Annotated in this window: 25 protein-coding genes and 1 tRNA gene; 11 read left to right on the top strand and 15 right to left on the bottom strand. The window is 50.8% G+C overall.

What is annotated here, in order from left to right; translation table 11 throughout:
• Nucleotides 1–63 precede the first annotated feature (63 nt).
• Together KIS29_01825 and rnhC are read left to right on the top strand one after the other, a co-directional pair.
• A complete protein-coding gene (locus KIS29_01825; GenBank protein ID MBX8639063.1) occupies nt 64–981 on the top strand; it encodes a DMT family transporter in 918 nt (305 codons plus the stop codon).
• A gap of 152 nt (nt 982–1,133) precedes the next feature.
• Entirely contained in the window at nt 1,134–1,973 is an 840-nt protein-coding gene (gene rnhC / locus KIS29_01820; GenBank protein ID MBX8639062.1) for a ribonuclease HIII, read from the top strand.
• 7 nt (nt 1,974–1,980) lie between these two features.
• On the opposite strand, the gene hisS is transcribed toward rnhC, so the two are convergent.
• Nucleotides 1,981–3,240, bottom strand: a complete 1,260-nt coding sequence (gene hisS, locus KIS29_01815; protein ID MBX8639061.1) for a histidine--tRNA ligase — start codon at nt 3,238–3,240, stop codon at nt 1,981–1,983.
• A gap of 146 nt (nt 3,241–3,386) precedes the next feature.
• Between hisS and KIS29_01810 the strand changes: the two genes are divergently transcribed.
• Entirely contained in the window at nt 3,387–4,649 is a 1,263-nt protein-coding gene (locus KIS29_01810) for an anion permease (GenBank protein ID MBX8639060.1), read from the top strand.
• A gap of 7 nt (nt 4,650–4,656) precedes the next feature.
• Here the strand turns inward: KIS29_01810 and KIS29_01805 are convergent, their stop codons facing one another.
• Nucleotides 4,657–5,757 carry a GTP-binding protein gene (locus KIS29_01805; protein MBX8639059.1) on the bottom strand — a complete coding sequence of 367 codons (1,101 nt, stop codon included), beginning with the start codon at nt 5,755–5,757 and terminating at the stop codon, nt 4,657–4,659.
• 414 nt (nt 5,758–6,171) lie between these two features.
• Between KIS29_01805 and KIS29_01800 the strand changes: the two genes are divergently transcribed.
• The gene (locus KIS29_01800; GenBank protein ID MBX8639058.1) at nt 6,172–7,197 is read left to right on the top strand and encodes a zinc-ribbon domain-containing protein; all 1,026 of its coding nucleotides are present in this window, start codon (nt 6,172–6,174) and stop codon (nt 7,195–7,197) included.
• 52 nt (nt 7,198–7,249) lie between these two features.
• On the opposite strand, the gene KIS29_01795 is transcribed toward KIS29_01800, so the two are convergent.
• Nucleotides 7,250–7,726, bottom strand: coding sequence for a GNAT family N-acetyltransferase (locus tag KIS29_01795; protein MBX8639057.1), 477 nt, complete (start codon nt 7,724–7,726; stop codon nt 7,250–7,252).
• 526 nt (nt 7,727–8,252) lie between these two features.
• Here KIS29_01795 and KIS29_01790 point away from each other — a divergent pair.
• Together KIS29_01790 and KIS29_01785 are read left to right on the top strand one after the other, a co-directional pair.
• Complete coding sequence (locus tag KIS29_01790; protein MBX8639056.1) at nt 8,253–10,268, top strand: DNA topoisomerase VI subunit B; 2,016 nt, start codon at nt 8,253–8,255, stop codon at nt 10,266–10,268.
• On the top strand, nt 10,258–11,358 hold the full coding sequence (locus KIS29_01785) for a DNA topoisomerase IV subunit A (protein ID MBX8639055.1): 1,101 nt from the start codon (nt 10,258–10,260) through the stop codon (nt 11,356–11,358). The genes KIS29_01790 and KIS29_01785 overlap by 11 nt, the downstream gene beginning before the upstream one ends.
• A gap of 17 nt (nt 11,359–11,375) precedes the next feature.
• Here KIS29_01785 and KIS29_01780 read toward each other — a convergent pair whose 3' ends face one another.
• From KIS29_01780 to KIS29_01750, 7 genes are all read right to left on the bottom strand, one after another.
• Nucleotides 11,376–12,473, bottom strand: coding sequence for an NDP-sugar synthase (locus KIS29_01780; protein MBX8639054.1), 1,098 nt, complete (start codon nt 12,471–12,473; stop codon nt 11,376–11,378).
• A gap of 4 nt (nt 12,474–12,477) precedes the next feature.
• Nucleotides 12,478–13,347, bottom strand: coding sequence for a hypothetical protein (locus tag KIS29_01775; GenBank protein MBX8639053.1), 870 nt, complete (start codon nt 13,345–13,347; stop codon nt 12,478–12,480).
• Nucleotides 13,348–13,519: 172 nt separating this feature from the next.
• Nucleotides 13,520–14,494 (bottom strand): kinase, encoded by a 975-nt coding sequence (locus KIS29_01770; protein ID MBX8639052.1) that lies wholly within the window; start codon nt 14,492–14,494, stop codon nt 13,520–13,522.
• 481 nt (nt 14,495–14,975) lie between these two features.
• A complete protein-coding gene (locus KIS29_01765) occupies nt 14,976–16,982 on the bottom strand; it encodes a xanthine dehydrogenase family protein molybdopterin-binding subunit (protein ID MBX8639051.1) in 2,007 nt (668 codons plus the stop codon).
• Nucleotides 16,975–17,478 (bottom strand): (2Fe-2S)-binding protein, encoded by a 504-nt coding sequence (locus KIS29_01760; GenBank protein MBX8639050.1) that lies wholly within the window; start codon nt 17,476–17,478, stop codon nt 16,975–16,977. Before KIS29_01760 ends, KIS29_01765 begins: the two co-directional genes overlap by 8 nt.
• Before the next feature lies 1 nt (nt 17,479).
• Entirely contained in the window at nt 17,480–18,355 is an 876-nt protein-coding gene (locus KIS29_01755) for a xanthine dehydrogenase family protein subunit M (protein MBX8639049.1), read from the bottom strand.
• Between the two features lie 115 nt (nt 18,356–18,470).
• On the bottom strand, nt 18,471–19,295 hold the full coding sequence (locus KIS29_01750; protein ID MBX8639048.1) for an XdhC family protein: 825 nt from the start codon (nt 19,293–19,295) through the stop codon (nt 18,471–18,473).
• Between the two features lie 179 nt (nt 19,296–19,474).
• On the opposite strand from KIS29_01750, the gene KIS29_01745 reads away from it, so the two are divergent.
• The 3 genes from KIS29_01745 to KIS29_01735 are packed head-to-tail and all read left to right on the top strand — an operon-like array spanning nt 19,475 to nt 21,576.
• Nucleotides 19,475–19,915, top strand: a complete 441-nt coding sequence (locus tag KIS29_01745; protein MBX8639047.1) for a carbon monoxide dehydrogenase subunit G — start codon at nt 19,475–19,477, stop codon at nt 19,913–19,915.
• A gap of 9 nt (nt 19,916–19,924) precedes the next feature.
• Nucleotides 19,925–20,545 (top strand): nucleotidyltransferase family protein, encoded by a 621-nt coding sequence (locus KIS29_01740; GenBank protein ID MBX8639046.1) that lies wholly within the window; start codon nt 19,925–19,927, stop codon nt 20,543–20,545.
• Between the two features lie 38 nt (nt 20,546–20,583).
• Nucleotides 20,584–21,576 carry a histone deacetylase gene (locus tag KIS29_01735; protein MBX8639045.1) on the top strand — a complete coding sequence of 331 codons (993 nt, stop codon included), beginning with the start codon at nt 20,584–20,586 and terminating at the stop codon, nt 21,574–21,576.
• A gap of 20 nt (nt 21,577–21,596) precedes the next feature.
• Here the strand turns inward: KIS29_01735 and KIS29_01730 are convergent, their stop codons facing one another.
• The 4 genes from KIS29_01730 to KIS29_01715 all read right to left on the bottom strand — a co-directional run bounded on the left by KIS29_01730 (nt 21,597) and on the right by KIS29_01715 (nt 23,807).
• A complete protein-coding gene (locus KIS29_01730) occupies nt 21,597–21,899 on the bottom strand; it encodes a DUF2175 family protein (protein MBX8639044.1) in 303 nt (100 codons plus the stop codon).
• Nucleotides 21,900–22,168: 269 nt separating this feature from the next.
• Nucleotides 22,169–22,723, bottom strand: coding sequence for a DUF4382 domain-containing protein (locus KIS29_01725; protein MBX8639043.1), 555 nt, complete (start codon nt 22,721–22,723; stop codon nt 22,169–22,171).
• A gap of 557 nt (nt 22,724–23,280) precedes the next feature.
• Nucleotides 23,281–23,366, bottom strand: a tRNA-Asp gene (locus KIS29_01720).
• Nucleotides 23,367–23,423: 57 nt separating this feature from the next.
• Complete coding sequence (locus tag KIS29_01715; GenBank protein MBX8639042.1) at nt 23,424–23,807, bottom strand: Nascent polypeptide-associated complex protein; 384 nt, start codon at nt 23,805–23,807, stop codon at nt 23,424–23,426.
• Nucleotides 23,808–23,950: 143 nt separating this feature from the next.
• On the opposite strand from KIS29_01715, the gene KIS29_01710 reads away from it, so the two are divergent.
• Complete coding sequence (locus KIS29_01710) at nt 23,951–24,640, top strand: phosphoglycolate phosphatase (protein ID MBX8639041.1); 690 nt, start codon at nt 23,951–23,953, stop codon at nt 24,638–24,640.
• Nucleotides 24,641–24,842: 202 nt separating this feature from the next.
• Here KIS29_01710 and KIS29_01705 read toward each other — a convergent pair whose 3' ends face one another.
• Nucleotides 24,843–25,334 (bottom strand): tetratricopeptide repeat protein, encoded by a 492-nt coding sequence (locus tag KIS29_01705; GenBank protein ID MBX8639040.1) that lies wholly within the window; start codon nt 25,332–25,334, stop codon nt 24,843–24,845.
• A gap of 295 nt (nt 25,335–25,629) precedes the next feature.
• Between KIS29_01705 and KIS29_01700 the strand changes: the two genes are divergently transcribed.
• Nucleotides 25,630–26,290, top strand: a 661-nt coding sequence (locus KIS29_01700; protein ID MBX8639039.1) for a hypothetical protein, incomplete at its 3' end; no start/stop codon positions are given.

Raw genomic sequence — 26,290 nt, 5'->3', positions numbered from 1 at the left:
TCCATTGCACAGTCCTTCGGAATAACACAAAGGATTTAAATCAGAATGATAAAGGCAGGTCGGATGAATGCCAGAATATTCGCAGGATCGTCGCTTGCGGTCATGGCGGCATTTTTCTGGTCAACATACTATATTTTTCTTCATATGATCGGCGGCGCTGACGCGTTTACCGTTTTCATATATCCGTCTCTTGTAGGCGGTTTTCTCTTTGTGCTGTACGGTTTTATGTCTGAGGGAAATATCAGTCTGCCAGGAAGAAGGGCAGACTTGCTGATCCCGGCATTGGGATATCTCTTTTCTCAAATCGTAATTATATTTTCAGCCAGGATCAACGGCGGGGTCCTGACTTCCACATTTGTCCTTGTCGGCGATGCCATACTGTCGCCTCTTATCATTTTCGCACTGGGCAGAAACAGGTTCATACCCAGATTCTCCCTTTTTATACCAGGTCTGCTGGTTCTTGTTATTTCGGCGTTCGTGCTTTCTGCTTATGGAGGAAGATTTGCAGTCCATTCACTAGCGGGCCTGGTGCTGATTGTAGCGGATCCGATTCTGATATCCCTTTTCTATGTATACCTGAACGGCAGAATAATGATTGATGGGATGGCACGCATACTCGCTCCCACTTTTCTTGTTGCATCGCTTATTTCTCTTCCGGTCTTCCTGTTTCTTTATCCAGTTTTTTACATCGGCATCCCTGACCCCATCGAACTCCTCGTTCTCGTTGTAATCGGGGTGACATCAATGTTCGGCGGCTACTTTCTGTTCTTTGCCGCTTCCAAAATTTCCGGATTCACTCTCTCCTCCATTCTGATGTCTATGATACCTGTGTTCACGCTGCTGCTGAGCGCTGCGTTCATCTCGATACCACTCACCTTCTCGTCGGTGTTACTTGTGTTTCTTGCTGTTTTCGGGGCTTCCCTGTGCACCCTTTCCTTCAGCGAAGGCAGGAGCAGCGAGACTGCAGACAGTGGCAGCTGATGCCCTCTGCCGGTCTCCGCATATCCACTGTTTGACGGACAGCCCCACCATCTTAAACGGAGTTGGGGCGAATGGACTTATGCAAATTTCTTAATCATTGATGCCCATCAGCTAATGTGCGTTTTCGTTACAGAATTCCAGAGTCCGGTGTCTTGGAAGCGGTTGGGTTCATCACAGGTCTCGGTTTCGCCGTGTCGCGGCAACCCTACGTGACGGTGCTAAGGAGAGAAGGAATCACTGTCTCCGTTTATTCGACGGGCACGGTGATATGTGAGCTCGGTCCGGATCAGTATTCCAAAACACTGAAGCATTATTTTGAAAACTTCAGGTTTGATTACACCGCGTACGCGGATGCTTCTCTGGGTCTCAGGCTCCGGGACAGCTGGATCGGCACCGATGAGGCGGGAAAGGGGGATTATTTCGGTCCGCTGGTTGTCGCGGGTGTCTGCGTGGACGCAGAAATGGCCGCAATGCTGTTCAGATCCGGCGTGACCGACTCAAAAAGACTCGCAAATTCAGAAATAGAGAAAATGGCAAAGGTGATAGAAACACTGATTCCACGGAATAGAGTAGAAGTCGTATCGATTTCGCCTGAAACATTCAACAGAATGTATGACAGAATGCAGAACATGAACGATGTCCTCATATGGGCGCACAGTAAGGTAATACTGAATCTTTCAGGGAAGAACAAATGCAGAACTGCTGTGGTGGACAGGTTCTTTCCGGAGTCGAGGGCAGGCGAATTGCAATCGTCCGCCGGTGGAATTGAAATTATCCCTCTTGCGCACGGAGAAAGGGAAATTGCCGTAGCTGCAGCATCCATTGTTGCGTCGGCTGCCTTTACCAGGAAGCTTCTCCAGCTTCAAGGTGTCGCAGGCATCAAACTGCCTTCAGGAGCAGGCAGCGAGGCACGCTCGCTGTTCAATTCAATACTCCTTGAGAAGGGGACTGAGTTTCTCCGCAAAGTAGGAAAAACGAGCTTCAGGAGCTGACGCGCGCCTAGGCCCGTGTCCTGTTCAACAGGTACTCCGCAACTGACTCTGCAGGGACTTCTTCCTGTTTTCCCGTCTCCATGTCACGCACTGTCAGTTTCCCGGACGTTAATTCCTTGTTTCCAACCATGACTGTAAATCTCGCATGTCTTGAAGAAGCATATTTCAGGCCCTTGCTGATGTTTCTACCCATCAAATCCATCTCCGTGCTGATGCCTTTTTTCCTGAGCGCCGTTGCAATTTTCAGCATCTCGATCTTCTCTACGCTGGAAACAGCAAGCACAAAACAGTCCACAGAATCCAGGTCATATTTCCAGCCGGCCTTTTCTCTTGCAAGGATAAGTCTGTCGAAACCAAACGCGAACCCCGTCGAGGGAACTGCATTCCCGCCAAAGAGGCGTGACAGTTCATAGGAACCGCCGCCGCAGATCTGCTTTTCGGCCCCAAGATCATTGGCGTCAATCTCGAACACGATTCCCGTGTAGTAGTCGAGGCCCCTTACGACGCCCAAATCTATCTCGTAGGAAACGGTGCCTGTTGCCTCCAGGAATGAGATCACCTTTCGCAGATATTCGGCATTCATGCCGCCCAGCTTTCCGAGTATTTCGCCGTTTCCCGTGGTTTCACACAATTCGATCAGCTCCCTGGATTTTGAGGCATCTGTTCCGAGGGTCAGAAGCAGCTTCAATGCCTCTTCCTTTTTCTTCTTGTCAATAAGCCGGAGAAAATCCGCCTGCCTTTCCTTCGGAACCCCTGCAAGATCGAGTTTTTCCCTTATAATTCCGACATGTCCTATCCTGATCTTTATGTTTTTGAGACCAAGTCTGGTGCACAGATCATTCGCCAGGATGAGGAGTTCTGCATCCGCTTCCGGCGTATCAGATCCGATTGTTTCCACGTCGTACTGAGCAAATTCCCTGTATCTTCCGCTCTGCGGTTCCTCATACCTGAAGACATCCGAAATACAGAATATCTTGAGCGGCAGAGGGTAGTTGGACAGTTCGTTGACAAAAAATCTGATAATCGGCGCGGTCAGCTCAGGCCTCAGGGATATCTGCCTTCCGCCTTTGTCCTCGAATGAGTACATCTCTTCCAATATACCCGGCCCTGACTTCAGCACGAAAAGTTCAGAGCTTTCCATAACAGGCGTCTGTATCTCCCTGAAACCGTATTCCGCTGAAATTTTTCTGAGGAGAGCCTCCAGAGTCCTTCTCTTTGTCATCTCCTCAGGCGTAAAATCTCTGGTTCCCCTGAGACGCTGGATCATGCGGTTTAATCACCGTTCGGTCATATTTAAATGAAGCGCTGTCGGTCGTGCAACCCCATCGCCATAATCGACTGGACAGGGCATCAGTCAAAATGCTGCCCGGGGCATGGAATCTTATTTAGCAGGTATACCGATGCAGGCCGTTAATGTCAGGCGGGATTCCGGAAACTATTGCGCTCGGCGTTTTCATCTTCACATATGCGCTGATATCGTTCAACCGCAGGGGGAAAAGCCGGGTAGAACTCCCTGCTGCCGCGCTGATCGGTGGTGCGCTTATGCTCATTTTCGGCATTGTCAGACCTTCCGCCGCGCTGGCCGGCATCAACTGGAACACCATAATTCTCATACTTGGAATGATGCTCATTGCTGCGGCAATGGATGCCACAGGATTCTTCGTCTGGGTTGCCTCCATTGTCTCCAGGTCGAGGAGTCCCGCGAAACTGCTTGTCGTCGTCTGCGCCGTGACTGCGCTCCTATCCGCACTGATACTGAATGATGCTGTCGTTTTAATATTCAGCCCTGTCGTCATACTCACTGCCAGAAGGATGGGCGTGAACCCCGTGCCTTACCTTATAATGGAGGCGATGAGTGCAAATATAGGCAGTGCCGCTACGGAAGTTGGCAATCCGCAGAATGCGTACATAGCAAGCGTTTCGACCGTGCCGTTTCACACCTTTACGATCCTTGCTCTTCCTCCAACCGTTCTTTCTCTTGTTGCCGCGATCATTATCGCACTTTTCATCGGAAAGGTTCACTTCAGCAATTCGGATTTTTCAGCGAAAGACAGGACTGAAGGTGAAATTGTCATCCGCAAGGGACCAATCGAATTTATGCTTCTGTTAGTCTCGGCTGTGTTCGCTGGATTCTACGCATCATCATTTACGCACTTTCCCATTGCAATGACTGCGCTGATTGGCGGAATAGTCTCACTTGTTGCAGTACCCTTCATGTCTGATGCCACGAACCAGCAGATACTGCAGAAGGTTGACTGGGGCATCATACTCTTCTTCATTGGATTGTTCATACTGATTTCCGGCGTCCAGTCGTCCGGCCTGCTGTCAACGATAGTTGGGTATTTCCAGAATGCATCCGGTGGCTCCGCGGGCACAGTTGCCGGGATGACAGTGCTCACGGCGATACTTTCAAACCTGACGAGCAATGTTCCCGCCGTTCTGCTTCTTGCTCCGGTCGTTCAGAACATCGCACCGACGACCAGGATGTGGCTGACGCTGGCTCTCAGCTCGACATTTGCCGGAAACGCAACGATTATCGGGGCGGCGGCCAACGTGATTGTGGCAAGGGCGGCGTCGAAGCAGGGAATTCATATCTCGCTTTCAGAATTTGCAAAGTACGGTATTCCGATAACACTCGTTTCACTTCTTCTCACGGTTGCGGCGCTGTCGTTTTAGGCCCCGGCTACCTGCGGGCGATTATCGTCAGTATGTCTCCGTCCTCCAGATCATGGTCGAGTCCAACAGTCTGACCCGGAAATCTGGAGCTTGGTCCCCATACCAGCGCATATCTGAATTTTTTTCTGAGATCCCGGTGAAGGGAGTCGCATACCTCACCGATGGTGCTGCCCCCCTTTATCAGGAGCGGTTCCTTCATATCCGCCTCCCTTCCCGGCGGCTTCAGGTACACTCTTATGAAACGCAGCTTGTTGTATATTCTGGCTTTCAGGTCTTCTAAACCGATCTCCTTTTCAGCTGAGATTGCTATCGGATCGAATTCAGAAAATCTGCCGATGAGTTCTCCCACAAACTTCTCGCCTGCGAGATCCACTTTGTTGATGCAGACGAACGCCCTGACATATGTCCTGTTGTCGGTCAGTGCATCAATGAGCCTGTCGTCATCCGCATCCTCCCTGATGACGACATCTGCATTATAAATCTGGAATTCACCGAGAATCGATTTAACGTCCCTCTCCGTCAGATGGGTATTTCTGACGGTGAAGCTGGCCGTCACCCCGCCCCTGCTCCTCCTGCTTATGGAAATGTTCGGCCTGGACGTGTTGACCCTGATGCCGCTCGCATAAAGTTCATCGAGCAGTACGGACAAGTTGTTTTCAAATACATCTACCATGAGAATAATGAGATCGGCCGTTCTGACAACGGAAATAACCTCCCTCCCCCTTCCCTTGCCCTTGGACGCATCCTTGATCAGTCCTGGAAGGTCAAGTACCTGGATCTTTGCTCCTTTGTATTCAAGCAGACCTGGAATGACAGTCAGCGTCGTGAATGCATAGTCAGCAACCTCGCTCTGCGCATTGGTAATTCTGTTGAGCACCGTGGACTTCCCTACGGAGGGAAAGCCGACCAGCGCGACTGTGGCGCTTCCACTCTTCCTCACTGCGTAGCCTTCAGATGAGCCGCCGGCAGATTTCCTTTTTTCAGAGTCCATTCTCAGTCTGGCCAATTTTGCTTTGAGTATGCCTATGTGATGCTGGCTTTTTTTGTTGTAGGAGGTATTCTTGATTTCCTCCTCGACTTCCCTTATCTGCTCCTCTACGTTGGCCATCTTATCTGTGACCCGCCCTCCTACGACTGCGGCGAACCTACTTAAATCCGTTCTTCGGCTGCCTTGCCCCGCAGATTGGAGAGCTGTCACGCGGTCGAACCCGCACAGTCGGCAGGATGACCGACAGCCCGGCATGCACCACTATAGTCGCAGTCGCGTGCCGCAGGACATTTCGCCCGCAGCATGTGCCGGAACAGAACAACAGCAGAGAGACAAACTGCGGCGGGTGGAAGAGCATCGAACAGTCTGGGGAAGAGGTGCCCCGTAGGTCAGATGTTTCCCTGAGACCGTCGAATCTGCGCATCTTTGCAGACCGCACGGGCCTCCTTCAGTTAAACCGGAACGCATCACAACACCGCCAGTAAATAGTTATATTGTGTTAATATGTGAAGAAATGCAGCGGAGAAGTGTCTGATGGAAAACGTGCCGCATTCCGGCGAAGGCCACAAGGGGCTCTATGGCAGCTTCGCCGCTGAACTCAGCAAACTGAAAGGAAAGAGGTCCGGCATACTGCTTTCGATTGTAATGACAATCGCGTTCACTGCGGTAATGCTGTTCATCGCTCCGTTTTTCATACTCACTTACCTGCTGATCCCTGTTGTTGCGTTCGCTCTTCCCTACTACATGGGCAACAGGAGGATACGCAACATACTCGCTCTGGGCCTTCTCTTTCTGCTCGTTGTGGCGCTGATGACAGATGTCAGCTACTCCAATGTCATCTATTCAACGCACGGTGTAGTGGAAAGCGGTGCCATTTCATCAACAGCCCCATCATTTCAGGGGGGAAACGTGACGCCATATCTGGGAGGTTCCAATACACTTTTCAGATTCAATGCCCATGTTCTGTCTGCAGTGAATAATTCTTCTTCAAATCAGATTCGTCTGGTTGTTTTGAAACTTTCGGGGCTGGGCGTATATCTCAATTCCAGCATGGTTCCGGTGTCAAATACGCCATCAGTCGGAGGCAAGGTGCTCACAGCGTACGTTTACAATACAACACTTTCACCGGATTACGTATACATATACTATTTCGAAGAAAATTATTCAGGGTCATGGATCAAAACGTCCGTTTCCACAGTATCCACCGCATCACCCGCAGCCACATACCTGGCACTCATGTCTTCAGGCATAATAATTTCGGACAGCGTCGGCACATTTATTTTTGTAGGTATTTTCTATTTTGGACTGGTTTTTGTGTTTCTGCTGATAAGGCAGAACAACAGAAGGAAGGACGCTATTCTCGCAATGAAGAGCAAATCGCAGCCTGCTGACAGGAGCGTTGCGGCGAAAGCCGGCGTCGCGGGGCGGCACAGTGGAGCAAAAGCATACAAATCTCCGGAAAAAACGGTCAAGAAGGAGAAGTGGGTCTGCAGCTCCTGCGGTGCCGAAATCCCCCCCGATGCCGAGGTTTGCAGCAACTGCGGCGAGAAATTCGACTGATACAACGTGATGGAGCCGGCACGCCTTCGGCGATGTAATACAACACCTGGTGTTAGATGTCCAGTTTCATCTCGTTTGTCTCTATGAAGCCGGCTCTTTCGTACAGTCCTCTGCCAAACCTTGAGGCGTGCAGCACCATTCGCCTGCATCCGCTTTTTCGCGTGAATTCTATCGCCTCTCCTAGTAAGGCGGAGGCAACGCCGTTTCTCCTGTTCTGCGGTTCGACGTACATGGACATGAGATAAGCTATGGTGCCTTCAGGATTGTGGGGTGTCGGTCTTGAATCTTGGAACCACAGGGACCCGCTGCCCAAAATGTTTCCTGTTCCGTCTACTGCGGCAAATGCAACGACTTCGCCCGAAATCAGCCTCTTCAAAAGCCATCTTTCGTAGTTTGTCTGTGATTTGTTTATCTGTTCTTCTGTGTAGTCGCCTATTTCTCTCCACATGGCCTCCCTGTGCCTAAGGAGTATGGCGATGGAACCTTCCCCGATACTTTCAATCCTGAAATTTTTGGTTCCTTCCGGCATCAATCACACGACAGGTTGCTTGAAACACAGTGCTTCCTATAAACATTCTGTCAGGCTGACGAACGAGCTGGAAAGAAGATTGTAGCTATCAACCCCATCTTAGAAAATGGATCGCAAACCAGGCACAATGGCATTTGCCGAAGGACGAAGCTAAAACCGTCGTTTTTCAGGAGATTTTGTTAACCACTTCCGACGTTCGCTTATCAGGCCTGCTGCATCCGTGAACATGGTATCCGATTATTGACCTGCTGCGGCAGTTGCGGCAATGACTGACAGGATACAGCGACTGCTGCTCATACGATGCACTGGAACGGTCGATCGTCGATGCATCCTGCCCGTATATGCATGAATAGTTACAAGCACTCAGATAAACAACGACTGTGTGACAATGCGCGGAAAAGCACGTGAGACCACGGCGCATAAAAACATGTGTCTCAGCATCTTTCGGGTCACGAGCTTCCATTGAACTCCCGGCGTGGCATATATATATGATGTTTCATCTACTTCACCCGAAAAAAGCATGGTAATGTGCACCGTGCAGTCAAGGTCGGATGGGATGGCTACAATCGCAGAGGAAATGGCCAGAAAACAGAAGGAAATTTCTGTTTCTGAATTCTTTGAGAGAAACAGGCAGATACTTGGTTTCGACTCCACAGTCAAGGCACTCATTGTCGCTGTCAAGGAGGCGGTAGACAACTCGCTTGACGCTTGCGAAGAGGCAATGGTACTGCCTGAAATCTACGTTTCGATATCGCGCCTGAATCAGAACGAATACAGGGTTTCGGTGACGGACAACGGACCCGGTGTTGTGAGAACTCAGATTCCAAATGTTTTTGGCCGGCTCCTCTACGGCTCGAGATTCCATGCCATCAGGCAGTCGCGTGGACAGCAGGGCATAGGCATTTCCGCTGTCGTGATGTATTCGCAGCTGACGACGGGCCAGGCGACGCACATACGTTCAAAAATATCCGAATCGGACGTTGCCAATGATATTGATCTGACTATAGATACAAAGAAGAACAAGCCAGTAGTCTTGAGGGAAGACCATCTGATCTGGGAGGAGGATGGAAAAAGGGTGGAACACGGCACGGAACTGGAATTTTCGATGGTGGGAAGGTATGTCACCGGAAAACAGTCCGTAATGGAATATCTGCGAAGCACTGCAGTCGTAAACCCGCATGCACTGATCACCTACAGAGATCCCGAAGGCAGGGTATTCAGGTTTGAGCGCGCAACACAGACGATGCCCCCAAAAGCAGTTGAGATACAGCCGCACCCCTACGGTCTGGAAATCGGCACGCTGATCAACATGCTGGCTTACACCCAGGAGAAGAGGCTGTCCTCCTTCCTGCGGAATGAATTTTCACGCATCAGCGACAGGGTTGCGAAGGAAATATGCGAAAAGTCGATGATATCCCAGGAAAGAAGGCCGAAGGATATCACTCTGGAACAGGCAAAGGCTCTTCTGAACGCCATTTCTCAGACCAGGATAATGGCTCCACAGACAGACTGTCTGAGTCCGATTGGCGAATCCCTTATAAAGAGAGGACTGAAGAATGTACTCGGCAGCCTCAGACCGGAGTTTTATGCACAACCGGTCACCAGGTTGCCGGCAGTCTACGGCGGAAACCCGTTTCAGGTGGAAGTAGGAATAGTTTACGGGGGGGAACTCCCCCCGGATCAGCCGGTGTCAATAATGCGCTATGCCAACCGCGTTCCGCTGCTCTATCAGCAGGGAGCATGCGCGATTACCCAGGCTATTGAGAATGTTGACTGGCGGAGGTACGGCCTTGAGCAGAGGGGAGGGACAGGAATACCGTACGGCCCCGCTGTTGTTCTCGTCCATGTCCTTTCGACGAAGGTGCCTTTCACATCGGAATCCAAGGAAGCGGTCGCGGCCATTCCGGAGATAATGCAGGAGATAGATCTTGCGCTGAAAATATGCGCAAGGAACCTGAAATCGCATCTGAATAAGAAGGAGACAAAAAGCAAGGCGGCGGTCAAATTCGACATAGTCACTGAAATAATACCCAAGATTGCGGAAAAGACCTCGGCCGTGCTCGGGAAGCCTGTTCCGGATATATCCAAGACCATTACCAAGATAATGAATGTCATTTATGTCGAGGACTCGGTCGAATACGATGCCAGGAAGAAGATTGCAACCGGTTCCATCAGGATAAGAAACTATACCTCGAAGAAGCAGAGCCTGAAGCTGCATGCACTGGTCCCTTCAGTCAACATCGACATAAAGTCCATAGTTCCGCAGCCCACCGAGATAACTGAGGACGGGAAAATCAGCTGGGAAATTGCAAAGCTTCAGACACTTGAGACAATTGAGATAAGTCTTCCGATCAGGGATGTTGAAAGGGAAGACTATACGGAGAATGAGATATACGTGAGCGAAATAAATCCGGCGATGGTGATAGGAGCCGAGCCCCTGCCGGGCGACTGGGGGATCAAGACATTCGAATTCGAAGAGGAAAAGGAGGATTCAGGCGATGCCGACTACGATGAGGAGGGAGGGGAGCTGAGTGAAGAGTGATGAAGGTCACACAACGATAGCGAGACAGAAGCTGATCGAGATTGCGGGCGAGGTCTACGACCAGCTTGATCAGGGGGAGATACCGAAAATGGTACTTCCCCTCAGGACAAAGGCCAATATACGATTCGACAGCAAGGCAAGCGTATGGAAGTACGGCAGGGCGATGGGTATACGCAGCGCTAAAAAAGCGGTCGGTGCCTACATGCTGCTCAGGACAGTCCACATGCTTGAGTTCATAGAGCAGATGATCACCGAATCCAAGTCCTCCACGCTGAGGGAGATGTATTACATTTCCGAAGGCTGGGGAAAGGCAAAGTTCAATTCGCAGGATGAATCGGACAAACTGGCGGAGGATCTGGAAATCATAACAAAGTGCCTCAGGGAGGATTTCAAACTCAGGCCCGAGGAGGACGGTGCGAGAGTTATTGGAAATCTCACTGTCCAGGAGAAGGACAGGAAGGGAAAGATAAAGAAGATAAACTGCAGGGACGACGTCGGCGACTCCGGCTACAGCATACCGTATAACGTGGAGGAGGACAAGATAAAGCTCCTGTCATCGGATGCGGATTTCGTGATTGCGATAGAAACAGGCGGTATGTTTGACAGGCTGGTTGAGAACGGTTTTGATGAACAATTCAGGGCAATACTTGTTCATCTGAAAGGGCAGCCGGCCAGGAGCACCAGGAGATTCATAAAGCGCCTCAACGAGGAGCAGAAACTTCCGGTTGTCACGTTTACCGATGGCGATCCATGGTCTTTCAGGATACACGCCTCGATTGCCTACGGCGCAATAAAGACGGCCCACATTTCCGAATATCTCGCCACTCCAACCGCCGAATTTGTCGGTATCACGGCATCGGACATACTGAACTACGATCTGCCGACGGACAAGCTTTCCGACGTGGATATCAAAGCGCTGGAGGCGGAACTCACCGATCCGCGATTCAACGATCCGTTCTGGAAGTCGGAGATCGAAACAATGCTTCAGAACAGGAAGAAGGCGGAACAGCAGGCTCTCGCAAAATACGGGCTGGACTATGTCACCGACACATACCTGCCGGAAAAGCTGACCCAGGCGGGCATTCTGTAGGCGCTGCCTGCCGGACCCTATCCGCTGTTCTGCGGATGGATGCGCGGAGATATGTTGGCTCCTATCAGGCTGGAATTCGACTTTATGAATACACCTTCCCCTATAACTGACTTCTCGATTTTGGCATTGTCTCCCACCCTGCAGCCGGGGGAGAGAATGGTTCCGGATATGTCGCATCCTTTACCGATCCTCGTGCCGTCAAGGAGAAGGCTTCCGGAAATTCTTGTTTCCGAACCTATGCGCACGCCGTCATAGAGGCATGAGTCGATTATCGTATTCCTGTCTTCAAGGCTGACTTTTCTGCCCACGTAGCACCTTCCCCGGAACTCCACGTCGTTTCCACAGGCAGGCTTTTCAATCAGTATCATCCTGCCCGATGCCTCGCACCCTTCTATTTCAGGCTCCCTGCCCTCGGCATCGACTATCGCCAGATTCGCCCTGTGAAGATCCGCAGGCCTGCCGATATCGAGCCAGATGCCGTTCACCTTGTGTGTCTTGATCCTTTTTCCCTCCTTCATCAGGAGGGGAAAAAGCTGCTTTGCAAAGTCATATTGAGTCCTCTCGGGGACAAGTTCCATCACATCCCTTTCTATCACGTAGACTCCGGCGTTTATGAGTTTTGAAAATGCCTCCTCCCTTTTCGGCTTCTCCTGAAATCTTGTGACGAATCCCTCCCTGTCGGTTGCCACGACGCCGAACTCAGATGGATCATCGACCTCGGTTACCGCCATCGTTACGGAGGCGCCGCTCCTTACATGGTCATCGTAAATGGATCTGACATCAAGATCCATCAGCGTGTCACCGCTCATCACAACAAATGTCCTGTCAAGGAATGGCGAAAGTATCCTGACGGCGCCAGCCGTACCCGCCGGCTCAGGCTCAAACGAATAAAGGATGGACGCGCCTATCTGTCTTCCGTCTGAAATTCTTCTAATCAGGCGGTCAGAAAGGTAACCTGTGGTGACCACGATGGAATTGAAACCGCTCTTGACCAGCGAACGGAGTGCGTACTCAACACACGGTCTGCCTGCTACCGGAATCAGCGGTTTGGGTATATTTTCAGTGAGTGGTCTCAGCCTGGTGCCCTCTCCGCCGGCAAGAACTACGGCCCTCATTGGCTCACCTCAGGCTGACCTTACCCCTCTTCAGAAGTTCCTGCAGCTGCTTTTCCGCCTCTTCCTCGCTCGCCCTTTCGTCGAAGAGGGTTTTCCTGACACTGAGATTCTGTTCCCTGAGGGCCTGCCTGCTTTCGTTTACCTTCTCCCTGCGTTCACGTCTCCTCTCCAGTATCAGCCCCCTCATTTCCATCGCCTCTGCGTGACATTTGTCGGCCTCTCCACGCTTCTCCAGATATTCCTTGTGCCTCTTGTTTGATTCACTTACCAGAATGGAAGCTTCGGCGAGCTTTGACGACATCTGTTCTCCGGATGCCTGCACTTCCGCATAAAGCGAAATCACAAACTCATGCTCCTTCCTTGCTTGCTCAAAAATGGAATCTATCTGTGCGTTGAGCTCCGATAGTTTGCCGGCGATCTGTTCTCCCTTGTGGGAGACCGAGAGTAGCCTGTTCCTCTCCGCAAGATTTGTTCTCATCTTCTGTATGACTTCATTTTCCTCTGGTATCGTGAGCGTTTCAGTCTGCTGTTTTCTTTCGAGTCTGTCAAATTCCCTGTTTAGCCTGTCAATTTCACGGTAAATATCATTGTCAGGCGCATTCTTGTAAAGTTCCCTCTTGAGCTGTATGAGTTCCTTTGCCCTTGCGTTAAGCTCATTTCTCAGCAGCTTGTGTGAACGCATTTCAGCGGCTTTTTCATCCTTCTGCTTCTTGATTTCGAGCACTTCGTCGAAAAGTTTTTCTTTCTGGTCGTTCAGCATGTCCCTTGCTTTTCTTATTTCCGCAGCGTCATCATTGAGCATGTTTCTCTTTTCGATTAATGCAGAGTACTTTTCTTCCGCTCTGTCAAGCTCGCTGATTGTTCTCCTGGGCATTCACTCTCTCCGCAAATCAGGTCTTGCCCGCTGTCTTTACGGGCGGGATTGCTCTGCATGGCCGTGCAATTTCCACCGCCATGCGATAACAGAAATCGAATAGACACATCATGTATATAATTAGACGCACGGAAGTGTACCCGGCGCATCGCCATGTCTGTCCGTCATTCTTTCAGTCGCCGACATAAACTATCCTGCTACCCATGGCGTCTATGGATATGTTTTCCCTCTTGAGATCCACAAGGGCGTTTGCAACAGCTTCTTTTCTTGCAGGATCCGCCAGCAGGAGAAGGAATCCGCCTCCGCCGGCGCCCGTGATTTTGCCGCCATATGCGCCTGCTTTCCTTGCTCTCTCATAGATTCTGTCTATCCGGTCGTTGGAAATGCCATTGCTCAATGATTTCTTGACCGCCCATCCCTCGTCAAGCAGCCGGCCAACGCCACCGATATCGGATTTCTCAAGAAGTTCCGCACACCTGTAAGCCATTTCCCTCATCCTGTCATAGTATTCCATCTTGCCTGTGATATCACCAATCTGGCTGTTCAGTATGGATGAGGAGCTTCTCGTAATTCCCGTATAGTACAGCATCAGGCTGTCGTCAAGAGCTCTCTTTCCTCCGTCGTTCATGAGAACATGATGGGCGTGTATATCGCCGTCTGTCCTGAATTCGAACATTCTCAGTCCGCCGAATGCAGCAATGTACTGGTCCTGCATTCCGCCCGGATCTCTGACGATATCCCTTTCGATCCTGCATGCTTCCTCGGCGAGCTGTTTTGCAGGTGTGTGCTCGCCGAGCCATGCATGCAGTGCATTGAGCAGACCAACCGTAAAGCTGCTTGAAGATCCAAGTCCTGTCCCCTCGGAGGGTATGTCAGATATGCTGACAATCTCAATTCCCTTCCTTATGTCAAGCAATTTCAGAGCCTCTCTTACAAGCGGATGAGCCAGCTTTTCGACGCTGTCAACAATTTCGGTCTTTGAGTATGAAACCCTTATGTTGTCGTCGAACTTCCTGTTGACGATTATGTGAATGTATCTGTCTATTGCAGCCGAAACAACTGCACCGCCGCGTTTGAGATAATATTCCCTGATATCCGTACCGCCTCCGAGAAAACTGATCCTCAACGGCGTCCTCGACATCATCATTCTGGCACTGCCGCGCAACCTGACCTCACTTCCTCCCCTCATTAATTACAGAACGCAAAATCCACGAGGTTATATCTATTATTTTGCACAGAAGGCATGTGATTCTGCAGGAAAACAGGAATGGCGAATGCAATTATCGACTTTTGAACTCGCCGTAAGGCGTCTCAGTGCATTTGCATCTGCTCGATTGCGCTTCCTTCAAATGATGTCCTGTGCATGGATTCACGACTGCAGACGGTGCGATTTATTTTTCAATTGTGACGGCATCGCCGCCATCAGCCAAGGAGCGGCATTCGGCGGGACGCAAACGAGGATATTGGACGCAGCTGTTACAGCGCATAATGTTCTCCGATGGCGTGTCAGGCAGATGCGTGTTTGTTGCCGTCGTGATACGCTGTTTTCCGGTAAATTAGCCGCCCAGAATTCAGCCGAAACTGCAGGAGGCATGACCAATAAACAGCAATCCTGGGGCAGGAATGGTTCAGAGTATGTGCTCCGGCTTCACCGGTGTTTCACGTATGCGTTTTCCCGTTACCTTTTCAACCGCCCTGACAACAGCGCTCGGCACGCCGATGGTCGGGCTTTCTCCAAGCCCCTTTGCGCCATGGGGAAGTGTGGATCTGTTCTCTGCCAGCTTAATGTTGAATTCGGGAATGCCGACGGCCGTCTGCAGGCCCGAATCTGAAATTGATGCGGTCAGGAGCTGCCCGTCTTCGCTGTACGCGATTTCCTCATAGAGTGCCTGTCCAATTCCCTGTACGGAACCGCCGATTATCTGGCCAATCACGACATCCCTGCTGAGCGCATTTCCTACATCATAGTAGCTCCAGCACTCTTCGACGCTGATATTACCGTATCTGTCTGTTTTGACAGTTGCGAGATTTGCACCGAACGAATTGAGGGAATCTTTGTATTTCTCAAAGTGGAATTCGTCATATTCGTTGGAGAGCAGGAGCTGCGGTGAGTACTTTCCGAATTCCTTCTCCGTCTGGTCCCTGATTTTCCTTGCCACCCTTATGAGCGCCGTCCCTGCCATCATTGCAGATCTGCTTCCCCACGCACCGACGCCTGATTCAAGCATGTCTGTATCGCCCGGCTCAAGTTCCACCAAGTCTTCCTGAACACCCAGTTCCTGACTGAGGAGTTTCTTTACGAATAAATCATGTCTCTGGCCATGCGAATTGCCGCCAAGCCAGACTTTTATTCTGCCGTCTTTCACCAATATCCTCGCACTTTCACCCGGCTGCGTTGCGGGAACAAGCACAAAGCAGGCAAATCCCGCGTTCTGTTCCTTCGTCTTCTTCCTGTACTGAAGCTCATCCACGGCCCTCCTGATGAAATCGCGGGAAGCATCTATCTTCATTCCGAGCGGGGATCTGAACGGCTCGGCTGAAGAGTTGAGTATTCTAACATCTGCCGCGTCCAGGTGCAGCTCATCGGCGAGAAGGTCCATCATCCTTTCAACGAAAAATGCAGCCTCCGGTCTTCCGGCACCGCGATACGGTCCCAGTGGCGGCTTGTTCGTAAATACGGAAGCAGTCCTGACGTGTGCGTTGGCTATTGCATACGGTCCGGTCATCTGGTATCCTATGAATCCCGGTGCAAATTCTCCCATGCCGCCTGCATAGGCGCCTCCGTCAACGAATACCTCCCCCTTCAAGCCAAGGACCATTCCGGATCTGTCCGCAAACAGCTTCATCTTTGCTTCGGCACCCCTGCCGGGGTGGCTGGCTGAAAGATGTTCCCTCCTGGTCTCAATCCACCTGACAGGCTTCCTGAATTTCATTGAGGCATATGCCGCGATCACGTATTCAGGGTATATGCCCCCCTTCAGGCCAAAGGCTCCCCCTGTATCTGCCTGAATCACCCTGACCTTTTCAGGCGGAAGATGCATTGTTTCACACAGTCCTTCCTTGATGCTGTGTACGGATTGAGTGGAAATCCATACTGTCAGGCGGTCGTTCGAGTAATCCGCCAATACTGCTCTCGCCTCTATGGGGTTGGTAGCCACTCTCCTGTTTACAAAACTGTCCTCAAGGACAACGGGGGCGTCTATTTTAAAATCCTTCCCAAGCCATCTGTCAGTCATAATGTTCGATTTTGCTGTCCTGTGAATGGGATCCGAATTCAATGCTTCCCTAATTCCTGTCACAGGTTTAAGCGGCTCATATTCCACGTCGACGGAGTCCACCAGATCTTCGGCTGCATACAGATCATCAGCGAATACCGCAGCCACGGGCTGCCCGACATAGTTCACCATGCTGGTGGAGAGTATCGGCTCCTGAAGCTCCTGCTCCCCTTCTGTTGCGCCTTCCCCGACAGAGCTCATGCTTCCGATGATATCATGGCCGTTAAGTCCGCCTTCGATTTTGAGGATCCTTGCCCTCGCATATGGACTTCTGATCACAACCATCCTGAGCGTGCCTTTCAGTTTTATGTCCTCAACAAACCGACCTCTACCGGTTACAAGATTTTCAATTTCAGTCATTTGAATCAACTCTTACAGACGTGTCTCCCTCATTTCCGTTCATCCTTTCGGAAGCGAGCCTTATTGCGTCGATAATACTTCTGTAGCCAGTGCATCTGCACAGATTGCCGCTGATGGCATTCCTGATTTCCGTTTCGGAGGGATGGCTGTTTCTTTTGAGCAACCAGAAGGCTGCTATTATCATGCCGGGGGTGCAATAACCGCACTGAAATCCCTGTTTCTCGATAAATGCCTTCTGAATAGCATGCAGTCCTCCTGAACCTATGCCTTCTATCGTCGTCACTTCTCTTCCGTCAGCCTGAAGCGCAAGGACAGTGCACGATTTTACAGCTTCTCCGTCAAGCAGGACAGTACAGGCGCCGCAGTTGGATGTATCGCATCCGATGTGAGTACCTGTCAGACCCAGATTTTCCCTAAGAAAATGAACCAGAAGTGTTCTTGCCTCTATGTCCTCCTCCCTGACCTCGCCGTTTACCACGATGTGGCATCTGGTCATCTCAGACTCCTCCCGTGGCTCTTCTGACAGACAACTGCAGCGCATCCGAACAGAGCAAGCCGACAACCTTCCGTTTGAAATCGGCCGTTCCATAAAAATCATCTGCCGGCATTGCCTCCCTGGCGGCTATTTTTCCGGCCTCGTCAGAGATCTTTCCGTCAATTGTTTTGCCGACGAGGAATCTTTCCGTCTCTGATGCTCTGGCTGCCTTGGGCCCCACTGATGTCATCGCAACACCGGATCGCACACACTTTCCGCCATCGTCGAGGATCACGGAACATGCCACGCCTGCCACTGAATAATCGCCGGCCCTGCGCTTCTGTTTGATATATGCACTTCCATGTTTCCCGGTTTCAAAGGGCAGTATTATTTCCTTCAATATTTCTCCCGGCCTGATCGATGTTGTGAATGTGTCAATAAAAAAGTCGGCCGCCCTGACGACTCTTGTGCCTCCATTTCCGGCAATCGAGAATTCCGCGTTAAGCGCAATTGTGACGGCAGGCAGATCGTTCCCCGGGTCCGCGTGGCAGACGTTACCGCCAACTGTGCCCATGTTTCGCACAAGTGGATCGGCGATGTGCGAAACAGCATCGTGAAGAGCGCCAAACCGTTTCTTCACCTCTGCGGATTTTTCAATTTCCGCGGTTGTAGTCATCGCCCCGATCTTCAGGCCGTCCGCTTCAAGCCTTATGTATTTCAGCTCTTTGATATGCGAAAGGTCGATGATGCTGGGAAATGACGCGAATCTCAGCTTCATCAGCGGAATCAGGCTCTGTCCTCCGGCAAGAAACTTTGCGTCTTCTCCGAGTCTGGCAGCAAGGGATATCGCCTCAGTTATGGATTTCGGCGCATGAAATTCGAACGAGTTGGGAGTCATAATTTAGGGAAATAATGCCCACGTATATAAGGGAAATTTTTACAGTGCAGATCTGACTGCAGCTTGACTCCAGTCTATCGCAGACGCAGTCAGAATCATCCTGCTTCAGAAATTTTCATTTCTTTGCTTCCGATGACTTGCGTCTTCTCTCGCTTATGAGTTCCGCTGCAATGCTGAGTGCAATTTCCTCAGGTGAAATCGCACCAATATCGATGCCTATCGGGGAATGAATGCTTCCCAGGAAGTCTTCCCGGACCCCTTTGGCTCTGAGCTGTTCAAAATCCTCCTTGATCCTTTTTCTGCTCGCAAGCATTCCGACGTACTTCACCTGACTTGGAGAAAGGCCCAGGAGTGCGGGAATATCGTATGCGCCCTTGGTAAGCAGAACTACAAAGTCCGTGGGTTTGAATTCGAAATTTGACAGGTCGTCCTTTATGTCCCTTAGTATCTTATCCGGCTGCTCCGAAAGCACTGGTGTCCTGTCGATGACGACAACTTCAAAATCAAGGAAACGGCCCATTCGGACGAGTGCGTCTTCCACTTCATCCTTCCCCCCCTGGCCAATTATTACAAGTCTATCAGAAGGCAGATAAGGTTCAACGTACACTTCCATCATCCCCCCGCAAAAGGTTTCGACATATATTTCATCTTCACTGCCGGATTTTGCCATTCCTGCAATCGCTCTGCCCGCTTCTTCAAGGAAGATCCTCACCGTTCTTGGCCTGCCGCTTTCGATGACCTTTTCTGCTGTGGAGACGATGGCAGACTCGGGGCAAACCCCGCCCAGGCTGCCGAAGAGGACAGCTTCACCCGTCACTATTGCCTTGAATCCGGGTTTGCCCAGCGATGATCCTTCTATTCTGACGACAGTTGCTACAGCGAAGGACACTCCCTGATCCGTGAGTTCATGAAGTCTTTTGATGAAATCAAGATTTTTCATTACGAACGTTGCAAGCATCAGATTGTATAAATTGTTTCGCAGAAACCGTTCTCAAACCCCCTGAGAAAATGAACTTGCCTGTAATATTGTCGCATTCTGCATATTGACTGGCCTGTGACTTCAGTCTGGTTTTCGCAACATATATCATATCATTTGACCTTGCTGTAGCGGATCAAGCAATGAAGTTCGATGGAACATTCGAAATCAGGGCAGGCGATAAGAAAGTGTTTGAATTCCTAATGGATGCAAGGAGGATGGCTTCACTTGTCCCCGATGTTGAAAATCTGCAAATTTCCGATGACGGAGAAATCAGGATGTCCGTGAAGGTCGGTCTTTCGTTCATAAAGGGAAAATTCAATCTGAAGATGACGGCGCTCAATGCAAATCCAAACACTCATGCTGAATTGTCGGGCCGGGGTTCCGGTTCCGGAAGCTCCGTTGACTTTCACGCATATATTGACCTCGGAACCAGTGCCCCGGGTATGACGGTTGTTAGCTGGAAAGTTGACATGACCATAGGCGGACTTGCCGCCACGATGGGGAGCAGACTGGTTCAGAACGCTTCGGACAAGTATATTCAGCAGCTCCTGGAATCGTTTCGGAAGGCAGTTGAGGACTGAAGAAGTACTATGAGTGCATCCAGCGCTTCGGATACATGCATCATTCTTCTGGGGGCCGGAAGTTCCAGAAGATACGGGGATAAGAAACTTCTTCAGCTTCTTGACGGGAAGCATCTGTTCAGGCACGCTCTGCTGGAAAGTGTGCGCTCAATTTGCATGCAGGTAGTGTTTGTGGTCGACAAAGATCTGAAAAGGATCATATGGGATGAAATGCAGGATTACGGCGGAAGGGTAATGTTTGCTGTCAATCGCGAACCGGAGAAGGGCCTCAGCAGCAGTATAGCAGCCGGAATGAAGAAACTGCCGCGCTGCGGAGCAGTGCTTCTTCTTGCGGCGGATCAGCCCCTGGTTTCTTCAGCGCTTCTCAACAGGATCATTTTAAAACATGCCTGCGATCGTGAAAAGATAGTTGCTGCATGTGTGAATGGAGAAGCCAGGAATCCTGCCCTTTTTCCCTCCTCCTGCTTCTCAGAACTGTTGAAACTCAAGGGTGACAAGGGTGCAAAAGTCCTGATGAATGCACACAGAGAAAATGTTGTCTGTATAGCGACTGACGCCGATGAGCTCATGGATGTTGATACGATGCAGGATCTCGAATTGGCAAGGGAGCTTTATCGCAGGGCAAAGTAATAAGTTCAAAGGATGCAGTTGTCAGTCTGAGCTGCACAATGATCATCTACTTTGACAGTCTTTTCCTGGAGCACAGACACGCGTCAGGTCATCCCGAGTCGCCGCAGAGACTTGTCCCGTTAATCGATTCACTGAAGAAGAAAGGGCTGGCTTACAACATCAGAGTCCCTGAATGTGCCGATACTGCAGAAATTCTCAGCGTACATTCGTTACCATACGTCGAGAGCATTTTGAACAGAACGGTGGGAAGTCTGGATCCCGAAACGCCTGTTTATCCCTCAACATATCATATTGCCTCCTTCGCCGCGGGAGCCGCGATCTCCTCCGTTTCCGAGGCATTGGCAACCCGCAGTACGGCGCTGGCGCTTGTAAGACCGCCGGGTCATCATGCCGGCAAATCCGTCGGCGGCGGTTTCTGTTATTTCAACAACGTGGCAGTTGCGGTAAGGAGCAGGCAGGGAATGAAGACTGCAATCGTGGACATTGACGTTCATCATGGAAACGGGACAAGTGAAATATTCTATGACGATGGCAGTGTGCTCTACGTCAGCACTCACCAGATGGGTATATACCCCGGAACCGGCAGTATGGAGGAAATTGGCAGTGGCCGAGGGAAATACTTCAACGTGAATATACCTCTTCCCGCAGGGGCGGGTGACTCTACCTTTGACGTAGCATTCGAGGATGTTGTTATTCCCGTGGTGAGCAGATTCAATCCGGATTTTATAGTGATCAGCCTGGGCACCGATGCTCACTATATGGATCCGCTTGCGTCGCTCACACTTTCCACACCCGGATACCTGCGATGCATCTCCATGATTCAGGCCATCGGCAAGCCAGTTGCGATCGTACTTGAAGGTGGCTATCATCCGGATGCGCTTTCGGATGTTGTCTGCGGATTGGTTTCCGCCGCCGACAACGTCGATTTCAGGCCGCGATTCGACAGAGTTTATGATACCAGCTGTGCCGGCAGAAGGCAGTTGCTTGATGTGATTCGTATTCTTTCAGAATACTGGGATATCGTCGGCTGATTCAACAGGCGCCTAAGGTCTCAGAGATCCGATATCAGTCTGGTTGTTTCGCCGCTTGCTTTTTCAACTTCCTTGATTTTTGACTTAATCAGCCGGTTGAGATGCTCATTCTCCGTCTTCTTTGAAATGAGCAGTACAAGGTGCTCCAGTTCGGATTCCAGAACAGATGAGAGCAGCCTCAGCTCTTCCACTCTTGATTCGCTCACTTTCATCCTTCTGGATGATATGAAACAATCAAGATGGATTGGTCCGCCTTTTGTGAAGGTGAACTTGTCGCCAGTGATCATCAGTCTCGAACAGTGGTAGCACTTGAATTCGGCCATGCGTCCTTATATCCGCCCCGCACATTTATAGCTTTCAGGCAACAGCATTTCAGTAACGGCAATATCGGCCGGTGCCCAGTCAGGCCAAATTTGCAGGCAAAGCAGATGCCCTGTGAAAAGTCGCTGGATTACCGCACCTACGTCATGACATCAGTAGCACAGCAGAATATGACATCCTTCCCGGTGTTACGACGTCGAATACGACATGCCACGATGAATGTTTGACTCCGGCGTTGCAGATGCGAACAGCGGGAAAGGAACTGCCGGGCCTATTTGCCCACAGTTTCTCCCACTACCGGTGTCATTGTGAAACCCGTTGACGGCGAGCCGTGTATGGACTGTGCACTGTCGAAGTCGAGCGTTATCGATGTCGTCAAGCCCTTGGTTATCGCGAACTGGCCCGCTACGAAGACTGTTGTACTGACAAGTTGGATTGTGTAGGTGCTTGTGCCGGTGCTGCTTTTGTATGTGCCCGTGACAGTCCCGCTCAGGTTCAGCCTTATCATCTGATAGTGCCCGGGTGGAAGAGTGACGCTGCCCAGAAGTTCTGGCATTACAGCAACATTAACGAGGTCGACAGAGATGCCGCTTGTTGACATCGGAAGAGAGTGCCATCCGCTCGTGGAATTGTGTATCGATATGCCGGTAATGGTGACATATATCGCACTCCAGTTGGCCGGAGGCGGATCCTTGATGTACACGGCAGCACTCCCCTTTGCGGGGGAGAACATCCCGGAGGCAATCGCATAGCCGCCGGATGCGACAGCTATCAGAACCACTGCTGCAACTGCAATTAATTTTACCTTCATTGTATTCGCAACCAATCTTAGCCCGGCTTATAGGCATTTTATTTGACAATTATCGAAAGCTGAAATAGTCCGCACAGTTTCGGAACGGACCGCCAATCCAGGGAGATGGGATGTGAATGAAACATATGGGCAATAGAATGCGATATGTAGAGGCAATTCGTTTTGACCGGCCTTTTGTCTACTGTTCAACCTGAAACGCGTCCCAACAGTGGAACGGAAGATGCCGGAGTCTTCAGGATGGACACATCCCCTGACAATGTGCAAATTCAACACACCGCAGGATAAATATGCGGAGGAGGACGTCCGGCAAGTGCGGTGCGCGGGAAGAGAGTTGCCCGTTACCGCGATCGCGCCCGCATTGAATACGGAACCGATGACCACGGTATTCATCTCCGCGATGACTGCAATGCCGGCGATCAGACTATCACGAAGCTGTAGACGACTTGTATTCGTCGGGAAAAGCCATGCCAGTTAATTTAGCTGATGTTTATCGCCGCGTTCGACTGCGTTGCGTCTAAGTTGACGTTAGAAACGCTTTTTTGTTATACAGATAAGCACGGAAATCCAGGCTGCGCCCTGGCCGGGATTTGAACCCGAGTCCCAAGCTATCTGCCTGATGCCGACAGGCTTGGATGATAGGCCACTACACTACCAGGGCTTCAGTTGTGGCAGAATCATCACTGGTATTTAACCTGCACAGGGGCAGCTTCTCATCTCAGTTGCCGGTCAGTATTTTTATGATGGCGTCTGCCGGCTTTCCGTCAGTTTTCATTAATGCCTGCTTCGCCTGATCCGGCGTGCATCCCGTCTGCCCCATTACCAGTTCGATATCTTCCTGGCTGATTACGGGACCCTCATTCTGCCGTTGTCCGGAAGCAGAGGCACCGCCTTCCGAAATTGTAGGTTCCCCGGTGACCTGGTAAATCTGCTGTCCTGACACTTTGACCATCACGACTGAAGGCCTGACAAAGTGATATTCCTTCGACGCTGTCCTTATTATCACCTCGGTCACATCATCCATTTCCTCGGTCTGGAGGCCCATTCGCTTCATTGCAATCTTCATCTGCCGCGGATCAACCCTGCCGATTCCCGGTATCATAAAATCACTGAACGTTGTCAAATGAAGTAGAGGATACAACGATATATATCTGCCTTATTATTTCGAGCCTTACCGGGCTGTTTTTGCCGACAGCCTGCATAAGAAATGCCGATCGGCCGTAAACAAAGCGGAGATTGAATGATTTGGGAAAGAGGTTAACAGTGATATCGGGCATTGTTACCGATATTGACGGCACGCTTACCGGGAATGACAGGAAACTGGATTTCCGGGCTGCTGAAGCGCTCAGGAAAGTCCATTCGGAAGGTTACAGGATAATATTTGCAACAGGAAATGTGCTTCCTATTGCCTATTCATTCCTGAAAATGATCGGGCTGGACGGACCCATTATCGCCGAGAACGGCGGAATTCTATATTACAATCAGAAGGTGGAGTACCTGAACAGCATCAAGGAACCGCAGAGAGCTTATGACTTCCTTCGCAAACAGATGAGGGTTGAAAGACTCTTCACCGACAGATGGAGGGTAACGGAGATTGCACTGGAGCCGGGTGCAGATCCTGACAGGATCAGGCATATTCTCAAATCATTTGACGTCAATGTTGAATTCAGTGGATTCGCCATTCATATTCAGGGCAGGAATCACAGTAAATTCAGCGCGCTGCAGAAGGTGGCTGCGCAGATGGGCATCGACACGAAAAGACTCGCCGCCTTTGGAGACGGTGAAAACGACATTGAGATGCTTCAGGGATGCGGTTTCGGCATAGCTGTGGGTAATGCTCCTCCGGGCGTGAAGGAAACAGCTTCGTATGTATCGGAAAAGGTAAACGGTGCTGGTTTTGTCGATGGCCTGAGGTGGCTCGGTTTCGAAGTCTGAACCGGGCGAGGAGTCAGGGATGCCCGGCTTTCAGATCCTCCTTCCGCTCCTGCAGGAGGTGCATATGGTCCCTGCCGAGGACAGATGTTCGGCGCAGGTTATCCTGCCGCACATTCTGCATGAAGTGAAAGACGGTTTTCCGCAGATGTGGCAAAGCCCCTCCAGATTCAATTCAGCACTTCCTCGTGGCTAAAACCGTTTCCTAGAGCAGCCTCTTTGCAGTTTCCTCATCCATCATTATGGATTTAAGTGCGTATTTCAGCGCTTTCCTCTGTATCATTTCTCTCGTCTTGTCGTCCAGAAATTTTTCCATGAAGACGGGTGCCTTTTTGGCATATTCGGCGGCAAATTCGGAATAGAACTGCGAGGAGGAATCAGGATCAAGTTCCGCAGCCCTGTTGTAGGCGGACTCAGCGTCGTTGAATCTCCCGTTCTCGGCACAAAAGAAACCGAGTGAACTCTGGTAATAGGCATTTCCCGGGTCAAATTCTATCGCCTTCTTGTAAAGCACGAGTATTTCGTCTATGGAAACCTGGGCAAGTGCGAGAGACGCCTCCGCCCTCCAGAAATATGCTTCCGCGTTTTTCGGGTCGTTCTTAATCACCTTTGCAAATTTCCTGACCGCTTCCTCTGCCCTGCCCTCGTTGAGGAGCTGGATCCCGTCTTCCATGTCCTTTCTGTTATCTTCCGACATTTTAACCACTGTGCATCCTTTCATTGAGTATTGCTTTCAGACTGGACGGCAACGCGCCGCGCTGACTCATACATTAGACGGGTTCTTAAAATTTGCTTGTCCGATGGGTATTTCTTCGCAGTTTTTCTTTTCAGCCTTGATAAGCCGACGACAGTTTTGGTACAAAATTCCTCAGAAGCCCGGCAGAAACGGGTCGCACCGGCGGCAATGAGCACACGTATGCACTCGAAAATTTAACGTTTGTGAATAAACCATTCACAAAGCAGAAAAGGGCCTTTGCTCATTACCCTGTTCATTGAGTGAAGACAGCAGTATCAGGAAAGGGAGGCATCTCCGGTCGAAGGAACTGAGGGCGGTGGCATCCTCGGTCAGGAACGGCACATTCACATATGAAGCGAGGCCGAAGAAGTCGGTGGACTGGGCCACATATGACGAGGCACAGATCAACGAACTCGCGGACATGCTCAATTCCATCAGGGATATCGTGGATGAGGCATGCGCGAGAATTGCTGAACGCCCGCCGGAAGTGAAGACGGGTCCGGGAAGGCCGCAGGTGCCTGCATGCGACCTTGCGAAGGCGCTGATGCTCCAGAGCTACTTCGGAGCGGGCAACAGGGTTGCTGCGGGACTCGTACGCGTGTTTGGCGAGAAGCTGCACATTTCATCGGAGTTCTCGTACAAAACAATTGAGAGAGGCTACGATCCTGGCAGAGTCACACCCATACTCGAGGAGGTGTTACGCATAACCAATGAGATGGGCAACGGTAACGAGAACACATTTGCCGCAGACGGCAGCGGCGACCCCTCCACCGTCAAGGTCAACTATGAGAGCAGGCGCTCTGAACAGAGGAAGGAACGGAAGGAAGAGAGCGGCAGGGAGCTGTCCCTGTTCCCTGACAGCACTGTGAGGAAACACGATTTCCAGTATCTCGCGCTCACTGCGGGTGTACACACGA

It is taken from the genome of Candidatus Sysuiplasma jiujiangense, from assembly GCA_019721075.1.
Classification (GTDB): domain Archaea; phylum Thermoplasmatota; class Thermoplasmata; order Sysuiplasmatales; family Sysuiplasmataceae; genus Sysuiplasma; species Sysuiplasma jiujiangense.
This window is presented reverse-complemented; position numbering and strand designations above follow the sequence as displayed.

Excerpts from the sequence above, each read along its gene's own strand:
- KIS29_01770 (MBX8639052.1), bottom strand. The coding sequence starts at position 14,494 with ATGATGATGTCGAGGACGCCGTTGAGGATCAGTTTTCTCGGAGGCGGT.
- KIS29_01730 (MBX8639044.1), bottom strand. The coding sequence starts at position 21,899 with ATGGCCGAATTCAAGTGCTACCACTGTTCGAGACTGATGATCACTGGC.
- KIS29_01750 (MBX8639048.1), bottom strand. The coding sequence starts at position 19,295 with ATGAAAAATCTTGATTTCATCAAAAGACTTCATGAACTCACGGATCAG.
- KIS29_01790 (MBX8639056.1), top strand. The coding sequence starts at position 8,253 with ATGTGCACCGTGCAGTCAAGGTCGGATGGGATGGCTACAATCGCAGAG.
- KIS29_01810 (MBX8639060.1), top strand. The coding sequence starts at position 3,387 with ATGTCAGGCGGGATTCCGGAAACTATTGCGCTCGGCGTTTTCATCTTC.
- hisS (MBX8639061.1), bottom strand. The coding sequence starts at position 3,240 with ATGATCCAGCGTCTCAGGGGAACCAGAGATTTTACGCCTGAGGAGATG.
- KIS29_01780 (MBX8639054.1), bottom strand. The coding sequence starts at position 12,473 with ATGAGGGCCGTAGTTCTTGCCGGCGGAGAGGGCACCAGGCTGAGACCA.
- KIS29_01745 (MBX8639047.1), top strand. The coding sequence starts at position 19,475 with ATGAAGTTCGATGGAACATTCGAAATCAGGGCAGGCGATAAGAAAGTG.
- KIS29_01715 (MBX8639042.1), bottom strand. The coding sequence starts at position 23,807 with ATGATACCGGGAATCGGCAGGGTTGATCCGCGGCAGATGAAGATTGCA.
- KIS29_01740 (MBX8639046.1), top strand. The coding sequence starts at position 19,925 with ATGAGTGCATCCAGCGCTTCGGATACATGCATCATTCTTCTGGGGGCC.
- KIS29_01795 (MBX8639057.1), bottom strand. The coding sequence starts at position 7,726 with ATGCCGGAAGGAACCAAAAATTTCAGGATTGAAAGTATCGGGGAAGGT.
- KIS29_01735 (MBX8639045.1), top strand. The coding sequence starts at position 20,584 with ATGATCATCTACTTTGACAGTCTTTTCCTGGAGCACAGACACGCGTCA.
- KIS29_01800 (MBX8639058.1), top strand. The coding sequence starts at position 6,172 with ATGGAAAACGTGCCGCATTCCGGCGAAGGCCACAAGGGGCTCTATGGC.
- KIS29_01775 (MBX8639053.1), bottom strand. The coding sequence starts at position 13,347 with ATGCCCAGGAGAACAATCAGCGAGCTTGACAGAGCGGAAGAAAAGTAC.
- KIS29_01755 (MBX8639049.1), bottom strand. The coding sequence starts at position 18,355 with ATGACTCCCAACTCGTTCGAATTTCATGCGCCGAAATCCATAACTGAG.
- KIS29_01760 (MBX8639050.1), bottom strand. The coding sequence starts at position 17,478 with ATGACCAGATGCCACATCGTGGTAAACGGCGAGGTCAGGGAGGAGGAC.
- KIS29_01825 (MBX8639063.1), top strand. The coding sequence starts at position 64 with ATGAATGCCAGAATATTCGCAGGATCGTCGCTTGCGGTCATGGCGGCA.
- KIS29_01705 (MBX8639040.1), bottom strand. The coding sequence starts at position 25,334 with ATGTCGGAAGATAACAGAAAGGACATGGAAGACGGGATCCAGCTCCTC.
- KIS29_01805 (MBX8639059.1), bottom strand. The coding sequence starts at position 5,757 with ATGGCCAACGTAGAGGAGCAGATAAGGGAAGTCGAGGAGGAAATCAAG.
- KIS29_01765 (MBX8639051.1), bottom strand. The coding sequence starts at position 16,982 with ATGACTGAAATTGAAAATCTTGTAACCGGTAGAGGTCGGTTTGTTGAG.